We start from the raw sequence: 19,316 nt of genomic DNA, 5'->3' as shown, positions 1-19,316 counted from the left end.
CTCGGAAGGCCCGCGACACGCCGGGGTGACCACGGCGACACGCTCGCGCGGGCGATAGGGTTGGCTGGCGCTACGCTGACATGGTGGCGAGCCCAGACCGACGACGTAGTGGACCGGGACGGCGCGGTCGCGATCGGCATGGCCGGGGTCTGCGGGGCCGGCTGGTCCCCGCGTCGCTGCCGATGTCCCGCACCCGCGCCGAGATGTTCGACGATCTCGTCCTGGACTCCGTCGAGCAGCTGGAGCAGCGCTTCTCGCAGGAGCTCGCCGGGGTGGAGTTCGCGGTCGAGGACGTGCCGCCGGACCTCAACGTCTACGACTCCGACGTGCTCGAGGACGGCGAGGTGCCGCTGGCCCGGCTGCTTCCCGGCCGCCCGGGGCGCCACGGCGTGCCGCCGCGGATCGTGCTGTATCGGCGGCCGCTGGAGTTCCGCGCCGCGGACCACGACGACCTGGCCGACCTGGTCCACGACGTGATCATCGAGCAGGTCGCCAACCTGCTGGGCGTCTCCCCGGACGAGCTCGAGAACTGACCCGGCCTAGGCGCCGACGATCCTGGACATCAGGGCCGCGCGGCGCGACGGCCGGCCGGTCCGGGACTCGGCGGCATCGGCCGACGTCATGATGCGCAGGCTGGCGTTCATGCCCAGCCACCGCAGCGGCTCCGGCTCCCACCGCGGCGAGCGGTGCCCCACCCAGGGCAGCCGCACCAGCTCGGTGTCGGCCCTCAGGATCAGGTCGGCGAGCGTCCGCCCGGCCAGGTTCGACGTGCCGACCCCGTCGCCGACATAGCCCCCGGCCCACCCCAGCCCGGTGGCGGAGTCGAGCCCGACCGAGGCCATCCAGTCCCGCGCGATGCCGAGCGGCCCGCCCCAGCAGTGCTCGACGGGCACGTCTGCCAGGGCCGGGAACAGCTCGCCCAGGACCCGCCGGAGCTCGGCGAAGACCCGCGGCTCCAGGTCGAAGGCGGGCGAGACGGCCGAGCCGAAGTGGTAGGGCGCCCCGCGGCCGCCGAAGGCCAGCCGATCGTCCGCGGTCCGCTGCCCGTAGATGATGAGATGCCGATGGTCGGAGAACGTCTCGCGGCCGGCCAGCCCGGCGGAGTCCCAGAACGCGGCCGGCAGCGGCGTGGTGGCCACCATCAGCGAGTACACCGGCGCGATGGCCCGCCGGAGCCCGGGCAGCCGCGGCGTGAACCCCTCGGTGGCCCGCACCACGATCGGTGCGCGGACGGTCCCGTGCGGCGTCACCGCCAGCCCGGCGGAGAGCCGGGTGACGGGGGAGTGCTCGAAGATGCGCACGCCGAGCCGCTCACAGGCGCCGGCCAGGCCGCGAACCAGCTTGGCCGGCTGGATGGCGGCGCAGTGCGGCGTGTAGGTCCCGCCGAGCACCCCGCCGGCCCCGACCCGGGCGGCCGCCTCCGCCGCGCTGAGCAGTCGCAGGTCGATCCCGTAGCCGGCCGCCTCGTCGGCCTCGTGCCGGGCCCGCGCGAGCTGCACCTCGGAGCGGGCCAGCACGACCGTGCCGCCCTTGGCGAAGTCGCAGTCGATCCCCTCGGCGGCCGCCACCCGGCCCACCTCGTCCACAGTGGACTCCATGGCGGCGTTGAGCGCCAGGGCGGGTCCCCGTCCGTAGGCGCGCTCGAGCGCGGCCACGGACTTGGGAAACAGCGCCGAGCACCAGCCGCCGTTGCGCCCGCTGGCCCCGAATCCCGCGGTCTGCGCCTCCAGCACGACGATCCGCAGCGAGGGCTCGGCCCGGGCGAGGTAGTAGGCCGTCCACAGCCCCGTGTATCCGGCTCCCACGATGCACACGTCGGCGTCGCGGGGCCCGGGTAGCGGCGGGCGGGGCTCCGCCGCGGGCAGCACCGACATCCAGAATGACATCATGCCTCCCCGGCGACGAAGTCGTCGAGCACCGTCCGGATCGGGATCACCCCGACGGGCGGGGACCAGCCCTCATCCTCGGGTCCGGTCTCGGGCCAGCCGTCGCTGACCTTCAGCGACCACTCGGCCAGCGGCAGCCGCAGCACCAGCGTCGCCGCCAGCTCCTTGCTCGACGGCGGCCGGATGACGTCCCACCGCCCGGGCACCAGGTGCTCGCTGATGAGCCGCAGTGCGGGTACCTGATCGGAGACGACGCCGCAGGTGCCGAGGACCATCGCCGAGCGGTACCGCATCGAGGCCTCGAACGCGCTGCGCGCCAGGATCAGCCCGTCCAGCAGGGTGACCGAGAAGCAGCAGGGTGCGCCGCCGGCCAGCAGGCGGAACAGCCGGCTGCCGGTCGAGCCGTGCAAGAGCACCGAGTCGCCGTCGCGGCCGTACGCCACCGGGACGGCGTACGGCTGTCCATCGTGGACGAACGCCACGTGGGCGAGCATCCCCGCGTCGAGCACGGCGTGCAGCGCGTCGCGCTCGCGGACCGCCTTGTCCGGCAGGCGGCGGATCCGCGTGCGCTCTACAGGCGCGCCCATGCCTCGGTGAGCACCGCGCGCAGGATCTGCTCCATCTCGGCGAACTGGGACTCGTCGCAGATCAGCGGCGGCGCCAGCTGGATCACCGGGTCGCCGCGGTCGTCCGCGCGGCAGTACAGCCCCGCGTCGAAGAGCGCCTTGGACAGGAACCCGCGCAGCAGCGCCTCGGACTCGGCCTCGTTGAACGTTTCCTTCGTCGCCTTGTCCTTGACCAGCTCGATGCCGAAGAAGTAGCCGTCGCCCCGGACGTCGCCGACGATCGGCAGGTCGTAGAGGCGCTCGAGGTACGAGCGGAAGAGCGGCGAGTTCGTGCGCACGTGCTCGTTGAGGCCCTCGCGCTCGAAGATGTCCAGGTTGGCCAGCGCCACCGCGGAGCCGACCGGGTGGCCGCCGTAGGTGATGCCGTGGGCGAACCAGCTCCTGCCGTCCATGAACGGCTCGGCCAGCCGGTCCGAAGCGAGCATCGCCCCCAGGGGGACGTAGCCACTGGTCAGGCCCTTGGCGCAGGTGATGATGTCGGGCTGGAAGCCGTACTTCGTGGCGCCGAAGTACTCCCCGAGCCGCCCGAACGCGCAGATCACCTCGTCGGAGACGAGCAGGACGTCGTACCGGTCGCAGATGGCGCGGACCCGCTCGAAGTAGCCGGGCGGTGGCGGGAAGCAGCCGCCGGCGTTCTGCACCGGCTCCAGGTAGACCGCGGCGACGGTGTCGGGGCCCTCGAACTCGATCGCCTCGGCGATGCGGTCCGCGGCCCAGACGCCGAACTGCTCCGGCGTCATCGACTCGTCCGGCCGGCGGTAGTAGTTGGTGTTGGGCACCCGGAACGCGCCCGGCACCAGCGGCTCGAAGTCCTGCTTGAGTGCCGGGATGCCGGTGATCGACAGGGCGCCCATCGACGTGCCGTGGTAGGCGATCGAGCGGGACAGCACCTTGGTCTTGAGCGGCTTGCCGGTGCGCTTGAAGTACGAGCGGGCCAGCTTCCACGCGCTCTCGACGGCCTCGGAGCCGCCGGTGGTGAAGAAGACCCGGTTGAGGTCGCCCGGCGTGATCGACGACAGGCGCTCGGCCAGCTCGATCGCCTTCGGGTGGGCGTAGGACCACAGGGGGAAGTAGGCGAGCTCGCCCGCCTGCTTGGCGGCGGCGTCGGCGAGTTCCTGCCGGCCGTGGCCGGTCTGCACGACGAAGAGGCCGGAGAGGCCGTCGAGGTAGCGGCGGCCGTTGCTGTCGTAGATGTACGCGCCGTCGCCACGCACGATGACGGGCACTGGGTTCTGCGCGTACGCCGACAGGCGCGTGAAGTGCATCCACAGGTGCTCGCGCGCCGCGGAGTCCAGGGCGGCGGCGTCGGGTTGCTGGTCGATGGTCATCGGGTCCCCCACGCGTAGGTCTGCTTGGCGAGCTTGAGGTAGACGAAGGTCTCCGTCGCGGTCACGCCGGGGATGCTCCGCACCGTGTCGTTGATCAGGTCGAGGAGGTGCTCGTCGTCGGTGCAGACCAGCTCGACGAGCAGGTCGTACCCGCCGGCGCAGATCACCACGTAGTCGATCTCCGGGACCGCGGCGAGTGCCTTGGCGACCGGCCGGAGGTCCCCTTCAACCTTTACCCCGATCATCACCTGGCGGGCGAAGCCGAGCGTGAGGGGATCGGTGACGGCCACGATCTGCATGACGCCGGTGTCCAGCAGGCGCTGCACGCGCTGGCGGACGGCCGCCTCCGAGAGACCGACGACCTTGGCGAGGGCGGCGTAGGACATGCGTCCATCGCGCTGAAGCTGCTCGATGATGCGCTTGTTGACGTCGTCGAGGACGGGCTCGGTCACGTGTGGATTCTTACTCAGAGGCCGACCTTTGGCAACTAATTCCATGGCTGGGAAACGGAGGATCTGCGGATTCGTTAGGGTTGCCATCGATCACGAACCCGTTGCAGACTGGCCATCCCGGTTTCGGCGAGATGACGGGCGTGACTCCTTCTTGATTTCATAGCGCTTTTCGTTGTGCGGCTTGATCGTGACAACGGAATCCCTTGTGAGGGATGGCACCGCGTGTCAGGATCAGTCGTCGGTCACCACCCCCCAGTAGTGTGCGCCGACATCGAGATCCGTAGGAGCCCCCGTGCGAAACCCCTCTCGCCCGCCGCTCTCTTCAGAAGCGCAGGCGGTTCTCAACGCCACCGGCCTGTCGCGCCGGACCCTGATGCGCGGCCTGCTGGCCGGTGGCGGCCTGGTCGCGTCCGGCGGCGCGCTCGCGGCGTGCGGCACGAAGCCCGCGAAGAAGACGGAGTCGGAGAAGGCCGCCTGCGTCGGCACCGACACGTCCGCCACGGAGAAGAAGCTCAACTTCTCGAACTGGCCGCTGTACATCGACGTCGATGCCAACGACGACAAGAAGCGCCCGACGCTGGACGCGTTCACCACCAAGACCGGCATCGCGGTCACCTACACCGAGGACATCAACGACAACAACGAGTTCTTCGGCAAGGTGCGCAACCAGCTGCAGGCCTGCCAGTCGATCGACCGCGACCTCATGGTCATGACGGACTGGATGGCCTCGCGGGTCGTCGGCCTGGGCTGGGTGCAGCCCTTCGACAACACCAAGATCCCGAACTTCACCAAGAACGTCCTCGCCACCCTGCGCAACCGGCCCTGGGACAAGGACATGACCCACGCCGCCCCGTGGCAGTCCGGCCTCACCGGCATCGCGTACAACGGCAAGGTCGCCAAGGAGGTCCGCACGATCGACGAGCTGCTGACCCGCAGCGATCTCAAGGGCAAGATCGCGGTGCTCTCCGAGATGCGCGACACCGTCGGCCTGGTGCTGCTGTCGATGGGCAAGGACCCGGCCAACGTCACCGACGCCGAGTTCGACGCGGCGATCGAGAAGCTCAAGAAGGCCGTCGACTCGGGCCAGATCCGCAAGTTCACCGGCAACGACTACAAGGAGGACCTCGCCAAGGGCGACCTCGCGGCGTGCATCGCGTGGTCCGGCGACGTCATCCAGCTCGCCGCCGAGGAGGGCTCGCAGGTCAGGTTCGTCACGCCGGAAGAGGGCCTCATTCTCTGGTCCGACAACATGCTGATCCCGGCCCCGGCGACCCACAAGGCCAACGCCGAGCAGCTCATCGACTACTACTACGACCCCGCGGTCGCCGCCCAGGTGGCCGCGTCGGTCAACTACATCTGCCCGGTCCAGGGCGCTCAGGACGCGATGACGAAGATCGACCCGGACCTGGCGACCAACCCGCTGATCTTCCCGGACTCCGCGACGCTGGCGAAGTCGCACGCGTTCCGGGCGTTGACGGAGGAAGAGGACAAGAAGTACGCCGCCAAGTTCGAAGCCGTCTCCGGAGCGTGATGGATGACCGAGCAGCCCAGCGGCGCCAGCGGCGCCGACCTCCAGCTCTCCGCCGTGACCAAGCGGTTCGGGACCTTCACCGCGGTCGACGACCTGACCCTCACGGTGCCCCGGGGGTCGTTCTTCGCCCTGCTGGGCGCCTCCGGGTGCGGCAAGACGACCACCCTGCGGATGATCGCCGGCCTCGAGGAGCCGACGGAAGGCCGGGTGCTGCTCGGTGACCAGGACGTCACACGGCTGCGACCGTACAAGCGCCCGGTCAACACGGTGTTTCAGAGCTACGCGCTCTTCCCGCACCTCAACATCGAGGACAACGTCGCGTTCGGCCTGCGCCGGCGCGGCATCCGCAAGTACGCCGACCAGGTGGAGCAGATGCTCCACCTGGTCGACCTCGACGGCTTCGGCAAGCGCCGGCCGGCCCAGCTCTCCGGCGGCCAGCAGCAGCGGGTGGCGCTGGCCCGGGCGCTGATCAATCGGCCGCAGGTGCTGCTGCTCGACGAGCCGCTCGGCGCCCTCGACCTCAAGCTGCGCCGGCAGATGCAGGTCGAGCTCAAGCGCATCCAGACCGAGGTCGGCATCACGTTCGTGCACGTCACCCACGACCAGGAGGAGGCCATGACGATGGCCGACACGGTCGCGGTGATGAACGCCGGGCGCATCGAGCAGCTCGGCGCGCCGGTGGAGATGTACGACTTCCCGGGCACCGCCTTCGTGGCCAACTTCCTCGGCCAGTCCAACCTGCTCGCCGCCGACGTGACCGGGCGCTCCGGCGACGACGTGCTCGTCGCGGCCTACGGCGGCCGCTACACCGTGCCCGTTGCGCGCGCTCGCGCCGCCGAGGGGACCGTGTGGCTCGGCGTGCGGCCGGAGAAGATGCACCTGAGCAGCGGCGAGGTGCCGGCGGGCCACCACAGCGTCACCGGGCTCGTCACCGACTCCTCCTACATGGGAGTCAGCACGCAGTACCTGGTCCGGGCCCCGTGGGGCGACGAGCTGACGGTCTTCGTGCCCAACTCCGGCATCGCCGCGCCCCTCGCGGTGGCCAGCGAGGTCACCGTCCACTGGCGCCCCGACCACGCGTTCCTGCTGCCCCGCCCGGCCGGCGAGACACACGCACCGGTCGCGGATCCCGAGGAAGTCGCGGCATGAGTGCCTTGGGGCATGTCGGGGCGGGGGCGGGGCCCGCGACCCCGGTCAAGCTGGAGAAACCGAAAAAGAAGTGGCTGCCGTACCTCCTGCTGCTCCCCGGCGGCCTGTGGCTGATCCTCTTCTTCGCGATCCCGTGCGTGCAGCTGTTCGCCACGAGCCTCTACGACCCGAGCGGGTCGCTGGAGGCCGGCTACGCGATGACCTGGGCGTTCGGCAACTACTCCGACGCCATCGCCGAATACCTGCCGCAGTTCGGCCGCTCGATCTGGTACGCCCTGCTCACCACCGCGTTCTCGCTGCTGCTGGGCTATCCGCTGGCGTACGCGATCGCGCTCAAGGCCGGGCGCTGGAAGAACGTGCTGCTGATCTGCGTCATCGCGCCGTTCTTCACCAGCTTCCTGATCCGCACCCTGGCCTGGAAGGTCATCCTGTCCGACAACGGCACGGTCGTGTCCGTGCTCAACGCGCTGCACGTGCCGCTGCCCGACGGCCGGCTGCTGGCCACCACCCCGGCGGTGATCGCGGGGCTGGTGTACAACTTCCTGCCCTTCATGGTGCTGCCGCTCTACGCCAGCCTGGAGAAGCTCGACCCGCGGCTGATCGAGGCGGCCGGTGACCTCTACGCCCGCCCGGTCGCGCGCTTCACCCGGGTCGTGCTGCCGCTGTCGATGCCCGGCGTCGTGGCCGGCACGCTGCTCACGTTCATCCCGGCGGCCGGCGACTACATCAACGCGCAGCTGCTGGGCACCAGCCGGCAGTTCATGATCGGCAACGTCATCCAGTCGAAGTTCCTCAAGGTCGGCGACTATCCGGCCGCGGCCGCGCTGTCGTTCACCCTGATGGCGGCGATCCTCGTGCTGGTCTTCATCTACGTCAAGCGCGCCGGAACGGACGAGGTGCTCTGATGCTCCACCGCCTGCGCAGGTTCCTGGCCGACCACTGGGTGCTCGGCATCGGGCTGCTCGTCCTGCTGTACCTCTTCGTCCCCATCGCCGTCGTCGCCGCGATGTCGTTGCGCGACGCCGGCCGCAACGCCCCCTACACGCTCGACAACTACAAGTTCACCCTGGAGCACTGGAAGCACCCGTTCGGCGTGGCCGGCATCGGCGACGCCTTCCTGCTCAGCATCGGCGTCGCGCTGCTGGCCACGGCCGGCGCCACGATCCTGGGCACCCTGATGTCCTTCGCGCTGGCCCGGCACGCCTTCCGCGGCCGGGGCGCGACCAACACGCTGATCTTCCTGCCGATGGCGACGCCCGAGATCGTGATGGGCTCGTCGCTGCTGGCGCTCTTCGTCGCCGCGGGCGTGCCGCTGGGCTTCTGGACCGTGGTCATCGCCCACGTCATGTTCTGCCTGTCGTTCGTGGTGGTCACGGTCAAGGCCCGCCTGGCCGGCCTGGACCCGCGGCTGCAGGAGGCGGCGATGGACCTCTACGCCGACGAGAAGCAGACGTTCCTGCGGGTCACGCTGCCGCTGGTGATGCCCGGCATCGTCGCGGCCGCCCTGCTGTCGTTCTCGCTCTCCTTCGACGACTTCATCGTCACCAACTTCAACTCCGGGACCGTCGTGACGTTCCCGATGTTCGTCTGGGGGGCCTCCCAGCGCGGCATTCCCGCCCAGATCAACGTCATCGGCACCGCGATGTTCCTCATCTCCTTCCTGATCGTCCTCATCGGACAGTTGCCGCGCCTTCGCCGGAAGGCTTAGTTCCCATGCGTCTGCTCATTGTCGGCGCCGGCGGCGTCGGCACCGCCGCGGTGCGCATCGCCGCCCGCCGCTCGTTCTTCGAACACTGTGTCGTCGCCGACTACGATCCGGCCCGGGCCGAGGCCGCGGCGTCCTCGGTGGACGATCCCCGGTTCACGGCCGTCGCGCTGGACGCCTCCTCGGCCCCCGCGGTCGCCGAGCTGTGCCGCAGCCTGCGCATCACGCACGTGCTCAACGCCGTCGACCCGCGCTTCGTCATGCCCGTGTTCACCGGCGCCTTCGAGGCCGGCGCGCACTACCTCGACATGGCGATGTCGCTGTCGCGGCCGCATCCCGAGAAGCCGTACGAGAAGACCGGCGTGATGCTCGGCGACGAGCAGTTCGCGGCGCAGGACGAATGGCGGGCGGCCAACCGCCTCGCCCTCGTCGGCATGGGCGTCGAGCCCGGGCTGTCGGACGTCTTCGCCCGCTACGCCGCCGACGTGCTCTTCGCCGAGGTCCACGACGTCGGCATCCGCGACGGCTCCGACCTGGTGGTGGACGGCTACGGGTTCGCGCCGTCGTTCTCCATCTGGACCACCATCGAGGAGTGCCTCAACCCGCCGGTCGTCTACGAGAAGGAGCGGGGGTGGTACGTCACGAGCCCCTTCTCCGAGCCGGAGATCTTCGACTTCCCGGCCGGCATCGGCCCGGTCGAGTGCGTCAACGTGGAGCACGAGGAGGTCCTGCTCATCCCGCGCTGGATCGACGCGCGGAGGGTCACCTTCAAGTACGGCCTGGGCGACGAGTTCATCGAGGTGCTCAAGACCATCCACAAGCTCGGCCTGGACTCGACGAAGAAGGTGCGCGTCGGCGACGTGGCGGTGTCCCCGCGCGACGTGGTCGCCGCCTGCCTGCCCGACCCGGCCACGCTCGGCGAGCGGATGCACGGCCGCACCTGCGCCGGCACCTACGTCACCGGCCTCGGCCGCGACGGGCGGCCCCGGGCCACGTACCTGTACCACGCCGTCGACAACGCCTGGACGATGCGGGAGTACGGCTCACAGGCCGTCGTCTGGCAGACCGCGATCAACCCCGTGGTGGCGCTGGAGCTCATCGCCGCCGGCACGTGGACGGGCGCCGGCGTGCTCGGCCCCGAGGCGCTGCCGCCGCGGCCGTTCCTCGATCTGCTCACCGAGTACGGCTCCGCGTGGAGTATGCAGGAACTATGACCCGCTACGGACCCATGTTCGGCCCCGACATCACCTTCCTGGGCGTGCCCGCGTGCGACCTGGCCGCCCTGCCGGAGGCCGACGTGGTGATCGTCGGTGCGCCGTTCGACGGCGGCACCTCGCACCGCCCCGGCACGCGCTTCGGTCCACAGGCCATCCGGCAGGCCTGCTACCTGCCCCACGACGGCTCCCGCCCGTCGCTGGCCCTCGGCGTCGACGCGCTACGGGACCTGCGCGTTCTCGACGCCGGGGACGTGGAGATGTACTCCGGGGACGCCGAGCGCTCCGTCAAGGCGCTCGAGGACGCGGTCTTCGCCGTGGCGCGGGCGGGCGCGATCCCGATCGTGCTCGGCGGGGACCACACGATCGCCTGGCCGGACGCGACCGGGGTGGCCCGTAAGCTCGGCTACGGCCGCGTGTCGATGGTCCACTTCGACGCGCACGCGGACACCGGCGACGTCGAGTTCGGCTCGCTCATCGGCCACGGCCAGCCGATGCGCCGCCTCATCGAGTCCGGTGCCCTGCGCGGCGACCGGTTCCTGCAGATCGGCCTGCGCGGCTACTGGCCGGGGCCGGAGACGCTGTCCTGGATGGCGGCGCAGGGCATGCGCTCGTACGAGATGACCGAGATCGTGGCCCGCGGCCTCGACGAGTGCCTGACGGAGGCGTTCGCGATCGCCGTCGACGAGTGCGACGGCGTGTTCCTCTCCGTCGACGTCGACGTGGTCGACCCCGGGATGGCGCCCGGGACCGGCACCCCGGAGCCCGGCGGGCTGACCGCCCGCCAGCTGCTGGATGCCGTCCGCCGCTGCTGCTACGAGCTGCCGATCGTGGGCGTCGACGTGGTCGAGGTGAGCCCGCCCTACGACCACGCCGAGATCACCGCGTATCTGGCCAACCGGGTCGTGCTCGAGGCGCTCTCGGCGATCGCCCGCCGCCGCCGCGGCGACCCCTGGGACCCGCGCCGCCCCCTGCTCGCGGGCCGCTGACCCTGACCCCCGGGCCGGTGGCCAACGGCCCGGGGGGCGCCCCGCCGCAGCGTCGCTAAAGAGCCGATTCGAGCAGGTCGAGCGCGCGGGCCAGGGTCGGGTCGTCGATCACGAGCGGGGGCAGGAAGCGGATCACGTTGCCGTACGTGCCGCAGGTGAGCAGCAGCAGGCCGGCCTCGTGCGCTCGGCGCTGGATGTCGGCCGTTCTGGCCGGATCCGGGGTCGCGCCCAGCGGGGCGCCCCGGGCCCAGCCGCGCTCGGCGGTCAGCGTGCCCGGCGAGGCCGACTCGGGCACGACGATCTCGATCGCGAGCATCGCCCCGCGGCCCCGCACGTCGCCGATGAACGGGAAGCGCGCCTGCAGGTCGCGCAGGCGGGGCAGCATGACCGACTCGATCCGTCGCGCCGCGGCGGCGAGGTCGAGCTCGCGCATGGTCTCGATCGAGGCGAGCGCGGCCGCGCAGGCGATCGGGTTGCCGCCGTACGTCCCGCCCAGGCCGCCGGAGTGCACGGCGTCCATCACCTCGGCGCGGCCGGTCACGGCGGCCAGGGGCAGGCCGCCGGCGATGCCCTTCGCGGTGGTGACCAGGTCCGGCTCCAGCCCCTCGTGCTCGCCGGCGAACCAGTCGCCGGTGCGGCAGAAGCCGGTCTGGATCTCGTCGGCGACGAACAGCGCCCCGTTGGCCTTCGCCCACGCCGAAAGCGACGGCAGGAAGCCCGGCGCCGGCACCACGAAGCCGCCCTCGCCCTGGATCGGCTCGATCAGCACGGCCGCCACCTGGTCGGCGCCGACCTGCTTCTCGATCATGTTGATGGCCAGGGCCGCGGCGTCCGGGCCGGCCAGGCCGTCGCGGAACGGATACGACATCGGCACGCGGTAGATCTCGCCGGCGAAGGGGCCGAAGCCGTGCTTGTACGGCATGTCCTTGGCCGTCAGCGCCATCGTGAGGTTGGTCCGGCCGTGGTACGCGTGGTCGAACACCACGACCGCCCGGCGCCCGGTGGCGTGCCGCGCGATCTTCACCGCGTTCTCGACGGCCTCGGCGCCGGAGTTGAACAGCGCCGAGCGCTTGTCGAACGAGCCGGGCGTGAGCGCGTTGAGCTGCTCGCACACGGCGACGTAGCCCTCGTACGGCGCGATCATGAAGCAGGTGTGCGTGAACCGCTCGGCCTGGCGCCGCACCGCCGCCACCACCTTGGGGCTGGAGTTGCCCACGTTGGTGACGGCGATGCCGGCGGCCAGGTCGATCCACTCCCGGCCGTCGACGTCGTGCAGCGTGCCGCCGGAGGCATGGTCGACGTACGAGCCGATCATGCTGCTGACGCCCCGCGCGACGGCGACGGAGCGGCGCTTGCGCAGATCCTCGGAGTTCGTCATCGGTTCGATACCTACAGCTCGATGTTGTGCATGACGTGCTTGATGCGCGTGTAGTCCTCCAGGCCGTACACGGACAGGTCCTTGCCGTATCCGGACTGCTTGAACCCGCCGTGGGGCATCTCGGCCACGATCGGGATGTGCGCGTTGACCCAGACGCAGCCGAAGTCCAGCCGGCGGGTCATGCGCATCGCGCGCCCGTGGTCGCGGGTCCACACCGAGGACGACAGGCCGTACTCCACCCCGTTGGCCCAGCGCACCGCCTCGTCCTCGGCGGAGAAGCGCTGCACGGTGATGACCGGGCCGAAGACCTCGTCCTGGATGATCTCGTCGTCCTGGCGCAGGCCGGAGACGACGGTGGGGGAGTAGAAGTACCCCTTCTCGCCGATCCGGGCGCCGCCGGTGTTGAGCTCGGCGTGGTCGGGCAGCCGGTCGATGAAGCCGCCGACCCGGGCGAGCTGGTTGGCGTTGTTCAGCGGGCCGTAGAGCACGTCCTCGTCGTCCGGCGCGCCGGTCTTCGTCGCGGCCGCCTGCTCCGACAGCGCCGCCACGAAGTCGTCGTAGATGCCGGGGCCGGCCAGCACGCGGGTCGCCGCGGTGCAGTCCTGGCCCGCGTTGAAGTAGCCGGCGACCGCGATCGCCTCGGCCGCGGCGGCCAGGTCGGCGTCGTCGAAGACCACGACCGGGGCCTTGCCGCCCAGCTCCAGGTGGGTGCGCTTGAGCGACGGGGCGGCGCCGGCGGCGACCTCGCGCCCGGCGCGCACCGAGCCGGTGATGGAGACGAACTGCGGGATCGGGTGGGCGACCAGCGCGCGGCCGGTGTCCCGGTCGCCGGTGACCACGTTGAGCACGCCGGGCGGCAGGAACTCGCCGGCGATCTCGGCCAGCAGCAGCGTCGAGACGGGGGTGGTGTCGGAGGGCTTCAGCACGACCGTGTTGCCCGCGGCCAGCGCTGGAGCGATCTTCCACACCGCCATCATCAACGGGTAGTTCCACGGCGTGACCTGCGCGCAGACGCCGATCGGCTCGCGCCGCACGTAGCTGGTGTGGCCCTTCATGTACTCGCCGGCCGACCTGCCCTCCAGCATCCGCGCGGCGCCGGCGAAGAAGCGGATCTGGTCGAGCGACGGCGGGAGTTCTTCGCTCGCGGTCATCGCGCGCGGCTTGCCGGTGTTGCGCACCTCGGCGTCGACGATCTCGGCGGCCCGGTCCTCCATCGCGTCGGCCAGCTTGAGCAGCGCCCGCTGCCGCTGCGCGGGCGTGGCGTCGCGCCAGGTCTCGAACGCCTTGGCCGCGGCCCGCACGGCGTGGTCGACGTCCTCGGCGCTCGACACCGGCGCGGAGGCGAACACCTCACCGGTCGTGGGGTCGACGAGGTCGGAGTAACGGCCGTCGGCAGGGTCGCAGTACGCGCCGTCGATGAAGTTCTGCAGCTGCTTGGTCATGTCCACTCCCTTTGAGTGCTGGCCGCCTGCGCCGAAAGCGCGGAGCCCATCGGGCCAAACTGGGCGTCGGGCACATCCTTCCATTGAATCCGTAGTACACAACCCCTTGAGCAACTGTTTCCGCGCTGTGAGCGGCCCCGGGCGGGGTTTAGGGTGGGAAATATGACCCCGTTCTTCATCGCCGGGCGCCCGGCAACCAGCGACGACGTCGTCGAGATCCGCCACCCCTACGACGGGCGTCAGGTCGGTACCACTTCCAATGCCACCCCCGAGCAGGTGGAACAGGCGGTCGCCGCCGCGGCCGCCGTCGCCGCGCAGGCCGCCGCCCTGCCCGCGAGCGCCCGGGCCGGCGCGCTCGACCACGTCAGCGCCCGGCTCAAGGAGCGGGCCGACGAGGTCGCCCGGCTCATCACCGCCGAGAACGGCAAGCCCTTGAAGTGGTCGCGCGGTGAGGTGGCCCGCGCCGTGTCCACGTTCCGCTGGGCCGCCGAGGAGGCCCGCCGCTTCTCCGGCAGCGTGCAGCGCCTCGACACCGACCCGGCCGCGACCGGCCGCATCGCGATGGTCAAGCGGGTGCCGCGGGGCCCGGTGCTGGGCATCTCGCCGTTCAACTTCCCGCTCAACCTGGTCGCCCACAAGGTCGCTCCGGCGCTTGCGGTCGGCGCCCCGATCGTGCTCAAGCCGGCCCCCGCCACGCCGCTGAGCGCCCTGCTGCTCGGCGAGATCCTGGCCGAGACCGAGCTGCCCGCGGGCATGTTCTCGATCGTGCCGATCCCGAACGACCGCGCGCCCGCGCTGGTCGCCGACCCGCGCCTGCCGGTCGTGTCGTTCACCGGCTCCGGCCCGGTCGGCTGGCAGATCCGCGACGCCGTGCCGCGCAAGCACGTCACCCTGGAGCTCGGCGGCAACGCGGCCGTGGTGGTCTGCGAGGACTGGGACGACCTGGACTGGGCCGCGTCCCGCATCGCCACGTTCTCCAACTACCAGGCCGGGCAGAGCTGCATCGCGGTCCAGCGGGTGTACGTCCACGACCGCCACTACGACGCGCTGGCCGACAAGCTGGTGGCGGCCGTCGAGGCGCAGCGCACCGGCGACCCCGCCGACGAGGCCACCGACGTCGGCCCGCTCATCAGCGAGGCGGCGGCGCAGCGGGTCGAGGCCTGGGTCGGCGAGGCGGTCGCGGCCGGGGCCAAGCTGCTCACCGGCGGCACGCGCGACGGCGCCAACTACGCCCCGACCGTGCTCGCCGCGGCGCCCGCCGACGCGAAGGTGGTCGCCGAGGAGGTCTTCGGGCCGGTCCTGGTGCTGGAGCGCATCGGCGGCGACGCGGAGGGGTTCGCGGCGGTCAACGCCTCGCAGTACGGGCTGCAGGCCGGCGTCTTCACCCGCCGCCTGGACCGCGCCTTCGAGGCCCACCGGGTCCTCGACGTCGGCGGCGTGATCGTCGGCGACGCGCCGAGCTACCGGGCCGACCAGATGCCCTACGGCGGGGTCAAGGCCAGCGGCATCGGCCGCGAGGGCCTGGCCAGCGCCATGGCCGACTACACCGAGGAGCGCGTCATGGTCCTCACCGGCCTGCAGCTCTAGTTACTCCCACTTACTCCCACGCCTCGCGCGGTTCGCGGGAGGAGGAGCCCGGCGGGCGCTCGGCGGTCTCGTGCAGCTTCGCGTCGAACACGTCGGGCTCCAGGAAGATGAAGCACTCGTAGGAGAGCTCCTCGCGCACCCGGGCCTCGGCCCGGTTGATCGCCTGGGCCACGTGCGCCATCGTCTCGTCGGGGCGCACCGCCACCTTGGCCGCGATCAGCAACTGGTCGGGGCCGAGGTGCATGGTGCGCAGGTGGATCATGCGCTCGACCAGCGGCTCGCGCTCCAGCGCCGTCTCGATCGCGAGCAGCGTGCCGTTGTCGGCGGACTCGCCGATGAGCAGGCTGCGCATCCGCTGGGACAGCGTGATCGAGATGACGACCAGCAGCGCGCCGATGGCCAGCGTGCCGATCGCGTCCCATCGGCCGTCGCCGGTGACGACGGCGAGGGTGATGCCGAGGAAGGCGAAGGTGAGACCGGTCAGGGCGCCGAAGTCCTCGGCGAGCACGACCGGCAGCTCGGGGGAGCGGGTGGTCTTGATGAAGCGCAGCCAGGGGGCCCCGCGGCGGGACGGCTCGGCCTCGTGCACCGCGGTGCGCAGCGAGAAGGACTCCAGCACGACCGAGATGCCGAGCACCACGAAAGCCCAGATCGGGTCCTCGACCGGCTTGGGCTCGTGCAGCTTCTCGTAGCCCTCGAAGAGCGCGAAGACGCCGCCGACGAGGAAGATCACCAGTGTGACGAGGAAGCCGTAGAAGTATCGGAAGCGGGCGTAGCCGAAGGGGTGCAGCTGGCTGGCCCGCTGCCGCGCGCGCCGGCCGCCGATGAGCAGCAGCACCTGGTTGGCCGTGTCGGCCACCGAGTGCACCGCCTCCGCGAGCAGCGACGACGAGCCGGTGAACACGAACGCGACGAACTTGCACAGCGCAATGCCGAGGTTGGCGCCGAGTGCCGCCACGATCGCCCGCAGGGAGTTGCCTTCCTCCGCCATGCTTCATGCTGTACCACACGCTTTCGCGTCGCCAATCACACGGGTTTACTGGATCTCACATGAGCAACTTGGGACTGACACGTGCACGGAACGCAACCGCACTAGGCTCCCTCTAGGAACAGCGACCACGACTAGGGGTGCGAGACTGTGATCGACCTGAGCCGGATCGTCAAGGCCTACGACGTGCGGGGGACGGTGCCCGACCAGCTCAACGAGCCGGTGGCGGAGGCACTCGGGCGGGCGTTCGTGCGGACGCTGCGCTCGCGCGGTGAGTTCGCCGAGAAGATCGTCACCGCGCACGACATGCGGGCCTCGGGCCCAGCCCTGGCGACCGCGTTCGCCAACGGTGCGCGCGCGGAGGGCGCCGACGTCCTGGAGGCGGGCCTCGGCTCCACCGACCTGCTCTACTACGCCTCCGGCGTGCTCGACCTGCCCGGCGCGATGTTCACGGCGAGCCACAACCCGGCGCAGTACAACGGGATCAAGCTCTGCAAGCAGGGCGCCAAGCCGGTCGGGCAGGACACCGGCCTGGCCGAGATCCGCGAGCGCGCGCAGCAGATCCTCGACAGCGGGGCGCCGCGGGTCGTCGAGGCCGACCTCAAGGGCGGCATCGAGCAGTACAGCCTCCTGGAGCGCTACGCGACCCACCTGCTCAAGCTCGTCGACCTCTCCGACATCCGGCCGCTGACCGTCGTGGTCGACGCCGGCAACGGCATGGGCGGCTACACGGTGCCGGCGGTGCTCGGTTCGGGGCTGCCGCTGACGATCATCCCGATGTACTTCGAGCTCGACGGCACCTTCCCCAACCACGAGGCCAACCCGCTGGAGCCCGCCAACCTGGTCGACCTGCAGGCCAAGGTCCGCGAGAGCGGCGCCGACATCGGACTGGCCTTCGACGGCGACGCCGACCGCTGCTTCGTCATCGACGAGCGCGGCGAGGCCGTCTCCCCGTCGGTGATCACGGCGATGGTCGCGGTCCGGGAGCTGGCCAAGGAGCCGGGCGCCACGATCATCCACAATCTCATCACCTCGAAGGTGGTGCCCGAGATCGTCCGCGAGCACGGCGGGGAGCCGGTGCGGACCCGGGTCGGGCACTCGTTCATCAAGGCCGAGATGGCCCGCACCGGGGCGATCTTCGGCGGCGAGCACTCCGCGCACTACTACTTCCGCGACTTCTGGGGCGCCGACACCGGCATGCTGGCCGCCCTGCACACGCTGGCCCTGCTCGGCTCGCAGGCGGCGCCGCTGTCGGCGCTGGCCAAGGACTACGAGCGCTACGCGGCCTCCGGCGAGATCAACTCGACGGTGGCCGACGCCGCCGGGAAGATGGCCGAGATCGAGCAGGCCTTCGGCGTGCCGGTCGACCGCCTCGACGGGATCACCCTGAGCTTCCCCGACGGCAGCTGGGCCAACGTCCGCCCGTCCAACACCGAGCCGCTGCTGCGGCTTAACGTTGAGGCGCCGACCGCGGAGCGGATGGTAGCCCTGCGCGATGAGATGCTGGCGGTCATCCGCCGCTGAAGAGGAGTTGGAACGCGTGTCCGTGGACCCCGCCCTGCTTGCGATCCTGCGCTGCCCCGACGAGCACCATGCCGAGCTCACCCTCGACGCGGACGAGCAGACACTGACCTGCACCGAGTGCGGGCGGATCTTCCAGATCCGCGACGGCATCCCGGTGCTGCTGCTCGATGAGGCCCGCCGGCCGCAGGCCGGCCCGGCCGGCAGCGCGACCGACGGGGAGGCGTCGCAGTGAACCCGCTGGAGGGCACCGCGGGCGTCCGCGGGCATCGCGAGATCGACCTGGCGCTGCTGGACAACCCCGAGGCGCTGCAGCGCAACGATCCGGGCGGCATGCTGCGGGCGACCGCGTCGGCCGGCGCCCAGGTGCGGGAGTCGGCCGCCCTGGCCGCCGAGACCGACCTGAGCGCGCTGGCCGACGAGGGGCGCCCGCGGGCGGTCGTCATCGCGGGCGTCGGCACGGCCGCGCGCACCGGCGACATCCTGGAGACCGTCGCCGGGCCCCGCTGCCCGGTGCCGGTCCTGGCCCACCGCAGCGCCGGCATCCCGGGCTGGGTCGGCGCGGCCGACGTGGTCATCGCCGTCTCGGCGTCCGGCCGCTCCCCGGAGGCGCTCGCCGCCGCCGAGGCCGCCGGCCGCCGGGGCGCCCGGCTCGTCGCGATCGGCGCGCCGGACACCCAGCTGCACGCCCTCGCCGACCGCTTCCGCGCGCCGTTCATCCCGGTGCCGCGGCGCGCGCCGGCCCGGGCCAGCCTGTGGGGGCTGACCGTGCCGGTGCTGCTCGCCGGCCGCCAGCTCGGCCTGGTCAAGGTCACCGAGGCCGACTTCGCCGAGACCGCGGCGCGCCTGGATGCCGACGCCGAGCGCTGCCGCACGGCGATGGAGTCGTTCGTCAACCCGGGCAAGAGCCTGGCCCTGGACCTCGCCCACTCGGTGCCGATCGTCTGGGGCTCCTCGCCGCTGGCCACCGTCGCCGCCCGCCGCTTCGGCGACACGCTGTCGGCCAACGCCCGCTACCCCGCAGTCGTCGGCGCGCTCGGCGAGGCCGGCCGCGGGCGGGTCGGCCTGCTCGACGGGGTCTACGGCGGCCTCGCCGAGGCCGACCGCGACATCTTCGCCGACCCGGAGGAAGAGGCGAGCGCCACCACCCGGCTGCGCCTGGTCCTGCTGCGCGACGGCGGGCTGAGCGCCGACGACGAGCAGGCCGACGGCGAGCCGACCGCGGTCGAGGAGCGCCGCGCCGAGGCCGTGCAGGAGCTCGCCGAGCGCCGCGGCGTGCGGGTGAGCCTGATCACCGCCGAGGGGGGCTCGGCTCTGGAACGATTGGCCTCGCTCGTCGCCGTGCCGGACTTCACCTCCATCTACCTCGGTCTGGCCCACGGCTTCGACCCCATGGCCGTTCCCGCTGTGTCCGAAATGAAGGGGCTGGTAAGTCCGTGAGAGGTCCGGAGCGAAGCGTCGCCCTGTCTGGGTCGATCGCTGCCCAGCTTCATCGAGCCAGCGCAGGGCGTGTCTCACCG

18 protein-coding genes are annotated in these 19,316 nt (G+C 71.4%); 11 read left to right on the top strand and 7 right to left on the bottom strand.

Features of this window, described 5'->3' with window-relative positions; translation table 11 throughout:
- Positions 1-83 precede the first annotated feature (83 nt).
- Complete coding sequence (locus tag ACQPY0_RS53390) at positions 84-533, top strand: metallopeptidase family protein (protein ID WP_432979774.1); 450 nt, start codon at positions 84-86, stop codon at positions 531-533.
- Between the two features lie 6 nt (positions 534-539).
- On the opposite strand, the gene ACQPY0_RS53385 is transcribed toward ACQPY0_RS53390, so the two are convergent.
- The 4 genes from ACQPY0_RS53385 to ACQPY0_RS53370 are packed head-to-tail and all read right to left on the bottom strand — an operon-like array spanning position 540 to position 4,337.
- Positions 540-1,886, bottom strand: a complete 1,347-nt coding sequence (locus ACQPY0_RS53385) for an NAD(P)/FAD-dependent oxidoreductase (RefSeq protein ID WP_432995800.1) — start codon at positions 1,884-1,886, stop codon at positions 540-542.
- Positions 1,886-2,473: a pyridoxamine 5'-phosphate oxidase family protein gene (locus ACQPY0_RS53380; protein ID WP_432979771.1), complete on the bottom strand. Its 588-nt coding sequence runs from the start codon at positions 2,471-2,473 to the stop codon at positions 1,886-1,888. The genes ACQPY0_RS53385 and ACQPY0_RS53380 overlap by 1 nt, the downstream gene beginning before the upstream one ends.
- Positions 2,458-3,840, bottom strand: coding sequence for an aspartate aminotransferase family protein (locus ACQPY0_RS53375; RefSeq protein WP_432995799.1), 1,383 nt, complete (start codon positions 3,838-3,840; stop codon positions 2,458-2,460). Before ACQPY0_RS53375 ends, ACQPY0_RS53380 begins: the two co-directional genes overlap by 16 nt.
- Complete coding sequence (locus ACQPY0_RS53370; protein WP_432979768.1) at positions 3,837-4,337, bottom strand: Lrp/AsnC family transcriptional regulator; 501 nt, start codon at positions 4,335-4,337, stop codon at positions 3,837-3,839. Before ACQPY0_RS53370 ends, ACQPY0_RS53375 begins: the two co-directional genes overlap by 4 nt.
- Positions 4,338-4,584: 247 nt before the next feature.
- On the opposite strand from ACQPY0_RS53370, the gene ACQPY0_RS53365 reads away from it, so the two are divergent.
- The 6 genes from ACQPY0_RS53365 to speB are packed head-to-tail and all read left to right on the top strand — an operon-like array spanning position 4,585 to position 10,880.
- Complete coding sequence (locus ACQPY0_RS53365) at positions 4,585-5,823, top strand: extracellular solute-binding protein (protein WP_432979765.1); 1,239 nt, start codon at positions 4,585-4,587, stop codon at positions 5,821-5,823.
- Positions 5,824-5,826: 3 nt separating this feature from the next.
- Positions 5,827-6,972: an ABC transporter ATP-binding protein gene (locus ACQPY0_RS53360; RefSeq protein ID WP_432979762.1), complete on the top strand. Its 1,146-nt coding sequence runs from the start codon at positions 5,827-5,829 to the stop codon at positions 6,970-6,972.
- On the top strand, positions 6,969-7,877 hold the full coding sequence (locus ACQPY0_RS53355) for an ABC transporter permease (RefSeq protein ID WP_432979759.1): 909 nt from the start codon (positions 6,969-6,971) through the stop codon (positions 7,875-7,877). Before ACQPY0_RS53360 ends, ACQPY0_RS53355 begins: the two co-directional genes overlap by 4 nt.
- Positions 7,877-8,680, top strand: coding sequence for an ABC transporter permease (locus ACQPY0_RS53350; RefSeq protein ID WP_432979756.1), 804 nt, complete (start codon positions 7,877-7,879; stop codon positions 8,678-8,680). The genes ACQPY0_RS53355 and ACQPY0_RS53350 overlap by 1 nt, the downstream gene beginning before the upstream one ends.
- Positions 8,681-8,685: 5 nt before the next feature.
- Complete coding sequence (locus ACQPY0_RS53345) at positions 8,686-9,891, top strand: saccharopine dehydrogenase family protein (RefSeq protein WP_432979753.1); 1,206 nt, start codon at positions 8,686-8,688, stop codon at positions 9,889-9,891.
- Positions 9,888-10,880 carry an agmatinase gene (gene speB, locus ACQPY0_RS53340; protein WP_432979750.1) on the top strand — a complete coding sequence of 331 codons (993 nt, stop codon included), beginning with the start codon at positions 9,888-9,890 and terminating at the stop codon, positions 10,878-10,880. The genes ACQPY0_RS53345 and speB overlap by 4 nt, the downstream gene beginning before the upstream one ends.
- A gap of 55 nt (positions 10,881-10,935) precedes the next feature.
- Here speB and gabT read toward each other — a convergent pair whose 3' ends face one another.
- Together gabT and ACQPY0_RS53330 are read right to left on the bottom strand one after the other, a co-directional pair.
- Positions 10,936-12,258 carry a 4-aminobutyrate--2-oxoglutarate transaminase gene (gene gabT / locus ACQPY0_RS53335; RefSeq protein WP_432979747.1) on the bottom strand — a complete coding sequence of 441 codons (1,323 nt, stop codon included), beginning with the start codon at positions 12,256-12,258 and terminating at the stop codon, positions 10,936-10,938.
- Between the two features lie 11 nt (positions 12,259-12,269).
- Positions 12,270-13,700 carry a gamma-aminobutyraldehyde dehydrogenase gene (locus ACQPY0_RS53330; protein WP_432979744.1) on the bottom strand — a complete coding sequence of 477 codons (1,431 nt, stop codon included), beginning with the start codon at positions 13,698-13,700 and terminating at the stop codon, positions 12,270-12,272.
- Between the two features lie 162 nt (positions 13,701-13,862).
- Between ACQPY0_RS53330 and ACQPY0_RS53325 the strand changes: the two genes are divergently transcribed.
- A complete protein-coding gene (locus tag ACQPY0_RS53325) occupies positions 13,863-15,287 on the top strand; it encodes an aldehyde dehydrogenase family protein (protein ID WP_432979740.1) in 1,425 nt (474 codons plus the stop codon).
- A 10-nt stretch (positions 15,288-15,297) separates the two neighbouring features.
- Here ACQPY0_RS53325 and ACQPY0_RS53320 read toward each other — a convergent pair whose 3' ends face one another.
- Entirely contained in the window at positions 15,298-16,278 is a 981-nt protein-coding gene (locus ACQPY0_RS53320) for a cation diffusion facilitator family transporter (RefSeq protein ID WP_432979737.1), read from the bottom strand.
- A gap of 147 nt (positions 16,279-16,425) precedes the next feature.
- Between ACQPY0_RS53320 and ACQPY0_RS53315 the strand changes: the two genes are divergently transcribed.
- The 3 genes from ACQPY0_RS53315 to ACQPY0_RS53305 are packed head-to-tail and all read left to right on the top strand — an operon-like array spanning position 16,426 to position 19,236.
- Complete coding sequence (locus ACQPY0_RS53315) at positions 16,426-17,799, top strand: phosphomannomutase/phosphoglucomutase (protein ID WP_432979734.1); 1,374 nt, start codon at positions 16,426-16,428, stop codon at positions 17,797-17,799.
- Between the two features lie 16 nt (positions 17,800-17,815).
- Positions 17,816-18,031 carry a Trm112 family protein gene (locus ACQPY0_RS53310; protein ID WP_432979731.1) on the top strand — a complete coding sequence of 72 codons (216 nt, stop codon included), beginning with the start codon at positions 17,816-17,818 and terminating at the stop codon, positions 18,029-18,031.
- 5 nt (positions 18,032-18,036) lie between these two features.
- On the top strand, positions 18,037-19,236 hold the full coding sequence (locus ACQPY0_RS53305; protein WP_432995797.1) for an SIS domain-containing protein: 1,200 nt from the start codon (positions 18,037-18,039) through the stop codon (positions 19,234-19,236).
- The last annotated feature ends 80 nt before the right edge of the window (positions 19,237-19,316 follow it).

The organism is Dactylosporangium sp. CA-233914 (genome assembly GCF_050942935.1).
Lineage (GTDB): Bacteria > Actinomycetota > Actinomycetes > Mycobacteriales > Micromonosporaceae > Dactylosporangium.
The sequence above is the reverse complement of the archived record's forward strand: the minus strand, read 5'-3'. Positions and strand labels throughout refer to the sequence as shown.

Coding starts and splice junctions, on each gene's coding strand:
- ACQPY0_RS53385 (WP_432995800.1), bottom strand. CDS start 1,886: ATGTCATTCTGGATGTCGGTGCTGCCCGCGGCGGAGCCCCGCCCGCCG.
- ACQPY0_RS53320 (WP_432979737.1), bottom strand. CDS start 16,278: ATGGCGGAGGAAGGCAACTCCCTGCGGGCGATCGTGGCGGCACTCGGC.
- ACQPY0_RS53360 (WP_432979762.1), top strand. CDS start 5,827: ATGACCGAGCAGCCCAGCGGCGCCAGCGGCGCCGACCTCCAGCTCTCC.
- ACQPY0_RS53370 (WP_432979768.1), bottom strand. CDS start 4,337: ATGGAATTAGTTGCCAAAGGTCGGCCTCTGAGTAAGAATCCACACGTG.
- ACQPY0_RS53345 (WP_432979753.1), top strand. CDS start 8,686: ATGCGTCTGCTCATTGTCGGCGCCGGCGGCGTCGGCACCGCCGCGGTG.
- ACQPY0_RS53355 (WP_432979759.1), top strand. CDS start 6,969: ATGAGTGCCTTGGGGCATGTCGGGGCGGGGGCGGGGCCCGCGACCCCG.
- ACQPY0_RS53380 (WP_432979771.1), bottom strand. CDS start 2,473: ATGGGCGCGCCTGTAGAGCGCACGCGGATCCGCCGCCTGCCGGACAAG.
- speB (WP_432979750.1), top strand. CDS start 9,888: ATGACCCGCTACGGACCCATGTTCGGCCCCGACATCACCTTCCTGGGC.
- ACQPY0_RS53375 (WP_432995799.1), bottom strand. CDS start 3,840: ATGACCATCGACCAGCAACCCGACGCCGCCGCCCTGGACTCCGCGGCG.
- ACQPY0_RS53350 (WP_432979756.1), top strand. CDS start 7,877: ATGCTCCACCGCCTGCGCAGGTTCCTGGCCGACCACTGGGTGCTCGGC.
- ACQPY0_RS53325 (WP_432979740.1), top strand. CDS start 13,863: ATGACCCCGTTCTTCATCGCCGGGCGCCCGGCAACCAGCGACGACGTC.
- ACQPY0_RS53330 (WP_432979744.1), bottom strand. CDS start 13,700: ATGACCAAGCAGCTGCAGAACTTCATCGACGGCGCGTACTGCGACCCT.
- gabT (WP_432979747.1), bottom strand. CDS start 12,258: ATGACGAACTCCGAGGATCTGCGCAAGCGCCGCTCCGTCGCCGTCGCG.